Genomic DNA, 4,348 nt, shown 5'->3' with positions numbered 1-4,348 from the left:
ATGCGTTCACCCAGTGAGGAAACGGCGTCCAGGGCGCGCGGAGTGGCTTCGCCCAGAATGTAGATTGCCAGACACAGCGACGCAAAATCGCCGATCATTTGCTGAATTTCGGCGCGCACAGCGGCGGCGCGGTTGGGATCGTGAATCAGCGCGTTCAAAATTTCCTCGTGACGGGCTGTCAGCGTCTGGGTCGCCTGCTGGTACACTTCCGCATCGCCGCGCGCAGCAGCGTTTGCGCTGCGCAGCAGGATGTCGGTTATGCCGGAAAGCGCCGAAGTGACCACCGTCAGGTAAGGTGAGCGCTGCTTCTGACCCACAATAATTTCCACGGTTTGGCGCATGGCCTGCGGGTTGCCCACGGATGTGCCGCCGAATTTCATCACCAGATTGTGCGGATTACCATTGACCACTTCTCAAATAACCTCAACTTTCTAAAGATGTTCGGTCACAGGTTTGAAGTAACCTATGCCTTTGTTTCCGTCCATGCGAATTTCCAGGAGTTGCCCCGGGCGTTCTGCCGGGATGTGAATGACCTTGATACACTCCAGCGCGGGGGATTGGTCAGCAATCCATACTGACCGCTGGTCAGTTGCCTGCTGCAGAAATGAAACGTTCAAAAAATCCTCTTTTTCTTCCGCCGAAACCGCCAGCGGGAAAATGCCCGACTCGACCAGGTCTTGAAAGAAATGCGTGCCGTAGGACGGCTCGGAGGCGTAGCCCCCCTTACGGCTGGTCAGTTCGACCAACGCGCGGGTGTTGAAAATATCGGCATAGGTGATCGGCACGCCCTGCATGAAGTCGGTCGAACCCCAACGCCCCGGCCCAATCAGGATGAAGTTTTTGCCTGCCAGCGCCTGGTTTAGCTGCGCGATGCGGCGCGCCGTTTCGCTGTAATCATGCGCCGAGGGGAGGCGGTAGTATTTTTCCGGGTCAACAAAGACAATGTACTCGATTCCTTCCACCACCCCCAGCGGCACCATGCGGTTGCTGACCAGCAGAATATCGGCCGGCTGCAAATGTTCCGGCAGACGCACCATTCGGTCAGCGTTCCAGCTGTGGTGCGGGCGGCATTGCAGCAGGTGAAAGGTCAGGTCGGGTTTACCGCCTTCGTCAGGTTGAATGGTAAGGGCAAATTCTACATCCACCGGCGAGTGGTATTCTTCGGCCAGCCGGCTGAGGATGGTTTTGAGCAAGGGGACGAAGTCGGTTTGCAGCAGACGTTCAAAAGTAACCACAAACTGCTGTGATTGCAATGAAAGACCCAGCGTCAGCGGCGGGCGAATGGTCTCGCCATCGTCCACCGAAATGACCCAGCGCAGGGCGGGAAAATCCGCGCCGAGCACCTGCTGTACCGGCAGACTGACCAGCGTGTTGTGCTGCAGGTCAATCACATCCATGAAGTGTTGGGAGTACTGGCGGATTGCCTGCGGTGTCACCTCTGGGCGCAGGGTGGGGTGGCTGAGGCCGATCAGGCGCGGGTAGTCGTTGGGCGTGCGTTCCACCGCGCGCGTCCCCAACCCGACCACCAGGCGGGCAAAGCCTTCCTCCCGCCGCAGACGGGGGTTCCACACAATTGGGCTGAACGAATAGGCCACCCCGGCTGCGGATGGGAAAAAGTAACCGCCGTAAGCCTGTCCCTGTACTTCCTGAATCAGGATTGCCATGCGCTCGTCGTAGTCCAGCAGTCCCATGCGGCGGCGGTATGATAGCGCATCCGGGTTGTAGATGCTGGCATACGCCTGGCGGATGGCCAGCGTCAGGTCACGCAGATTTTCTTTGAGCGTGCCCTGATTGGGGCAAAACACGCTCAGGTACTTGCCGGCAAACGATGCACCAAAGTTATCCTCCAGCAGGCTGGAGGAGCGCACAATCAGCGGGGTGTTGCCCACCTCACGCAGCAGATCGCGCAGTTGATCGGCAATTTCTTCCGGGAATCGTCCGCTGGCGTATTTTTCCTGGATGAAGGGGTACTCCTGACGGATTTGCTCCTCCGACTTGTACTTCTGGTTGACATATTCCAGATCGTTGAGGGCGAGGAAGTCGTAAAACACATCCGCACCAATGAAGTACGAACGCGGCAGGGTGATTCGCCCGGCAATGTGCGGGGCAGCAGCCTGCAGGATTTTGTACGCCAGCAGCATACCGGCGGCTTTGCCGCCGATTTTTCCGCTGCCGATGCGGCGGCGGATGATTTCACCAAAATCGGCAGCCGTAAACCAGTGCTTGGCAATGCGGATGAAGCCGAGCTGGTCGCTGAGCAGGCTCTTGAGCAGCACCACGCGCAGTTCTTCGAGATGGTGCTGCACCTGAGCGCGCTGTTCGGGCGGCAAAGCCTCGTAGGCTTCTGCCTGGCGCAGCACCATCTCCAACGGAGCCAGTTCCGGGTTGAACCGCAGGCTGATTTCCGATCCGACCGGGGGGCGTTCGCCGCCGCGGTCAGCCAGCACATCGTCCACAATCTTGTGCAGCAATTCGATGGGCAGGTTGTAGGCAAAGTAAAAATCGGTCAGGATACGGCGGATGCGGTGGTAGCGCAGTTCCCACTGTTCGCTGTCTTCGGGGCGCTGGTCATCCCCCAACCCTTCGCGCTTCTGCGATTCAATCGCCTTTTCGCGGATTTCCTGCTCAAATCGCTCCGGGGAGATGATGCCGCGTTGGAACAACTCCTCGCGCATGCGCCGCCGGATGGGTGAAGCCAGCAGCGGATACTGCGCCAGCAGCAGGTGAATTTCCAGAATTTTGGATGATTCGGGGGGAATGACCGACATACCTCACCGCCTGTGAGAAAGGGTATTCAATCAGCAAACTTTGGCGAATGCTGAAAATTATACCCTCTCCCAAACGATTTTACGCCCAGCCGCGCAGCCGAACCGCCTCCGCTACCCGGCTGACCGCCACCAGATAGGCCGCCTTGCGGTAGTCAACGCCATGCTGCTGAGCCACCTCATGCACCTTCCAGAAGGCGGCAGTCATGCGCTGATCAAGGCGTTGATGCACTTCGCCTTCATCCCAGTAGTAGCCGTAGGCATTTTGCACCATTTCAAAGTACGAAACGGTCACACCGCCGGCGTTACATAAAAAATCTGGCAGGACGATGATATTTTTGGCAAACAGCACCGCATCCGCCTCTGGCGTGGTTGGGCCGTTGGCCAGTTCGGCAATGAAACGCGCCTTGATGCGCTCGCAATTTTCCTGATGGATGGCATTTTCCAGCGCTGCCGGAATCAGCACATCCACGTTCAGTTCCAGCAGTTCGGCATTGCTGATCGGCTGCGCGCCGGGAAAGTGGATGACCGAACCGGTGCGCTGTTTATGTGCCAGCACGGCCGCATAATCCAGGCCGGCGGGATTGTAAATGCCGCCGCGCGAATCGGAAACCGCCACCACCTTCAGGCCGAGCAGTTCACCGCCCAGTTTGTGAGCGAATGAACCGGCGTTGCCGTAGCCCTGAATGGCCGTCGTTGCGCAGCGCAAATCCACCTGTTGAGCTTTGGCGGCCTCGCGCAGGCAGTACATCCCGCCCCGCGCGGTGGCATCGCCGCGTCCGGCCGAACCGCCCAGCGCCAGCGGTTTGCCGGTGATCACGCCAAATTCGGTGTAGCCGCGCTGGTAGGAAAACTCGTCCATCATCCAGGCCATGATTTGAGGGGTGGTGTACACATCTGGGGCGGGGACATCCGCTTCGGCGCCTAAAATGCGACCCACCTGACGGATGTAAGCGCGGCTGAGCCGTTCCAGCTCGCCGGCTGAAAGCTGCTTGGGATCGCAGATGATGCCGCCCTTGCCGCCGCCCAGCGGCAGGTCCATCACCGCCGTTTTCCAGGTCATCCAGGCCGCCAGCGCGCGGACGGTATCCACCGTTTCCTCGCTGTGATAGCGGATTCCGCCCTTGCACGGGCCGCGCGCATCATTGTACTGGACGCGGAAGCCGTGAAAGATGCGCACTGCGCCGTCATCCATGCGCACCGGCAGGGTGACGTGCAATTCGCGCATCGGCCAGCGCAGCAATTCATGCACTGCGGCATCCAGTTGCAGCAGGCGCGCGGCTTCATCCAGTTGCTGCTGAGCCACCCGAAACGGGTTATAGGGTTGGGAAAGTTGAGCAGGCATTGAAAATAATCCTCCTTGGCGAAGAAGAATGCAGATCAACCGCCCCTTGGCGAGGCGGGATGCTGAAACGATAAGTTAACGTGAGGTCGGGATAAGATCAAAACGTGGCAGGCAATGCCAATGCCCCCCACCTGCACCTCCCCCAAAATCGCCCCTGCGATTTTGGGGGAGGCGGGAGGGGGACGAACCTCGAAAGTTGATGTAAAAATGATTTATCCCGAATTGACATTAAGTTAAA

At 58.8% G+C, this 4,348-nt stretch carries 2 protein-coding genes and 1 pseudogene; all 3 read right to left on the bottom strand.

The genetic code is table 11. The features are described 5' to 3' along the window. A pseudogene (locus VAE48_RS00755) lies at positions 1-410 on the bottom strand (aspartate kinase); the annotation flags it as partial. Positions 411-431: 21 nt separating this feature from the next. Then, positions 432-2,768, bottom strand: coding sequence for a PEP/pyruvate-binding domain-containing protein (locus tag VAE48_RS00750; protein ID WP_322791399.1), 2,337 nt, complete (start codon positions 2,766-2,768; stop codon positions 432-434). Positions 2,769-2,847: 79 nt separating this feature from the next. Beyond that, positions 2,848-4,110, bottom strand: coding sequence for a Glu/Leu/Phe/Val dehydrogenase (locus tag VAE48_RS00745; protein WP_322791398.1), 1,263 nt, complete (start codon positions 4,108-4,110; stop codon positions 2,848-2,850). Positions 4,111-4,348: the final 238 nt, after the last annotated feature.

The sequence above is a fragment of the Bellilinea sp. genome (genome assembly GCF_034432615.1).
In the GTDB taxonomy this organism is placed as follows: Bacteria; Chloroflexota; Anaerolineae; order Anaerolineales; family Anaerolineaceae; genus Bellilinea.
Note: the sequence above shows the minus strand (reverse complement) of the source record. Positions and strands in the feature narration are given on the sequence as shown.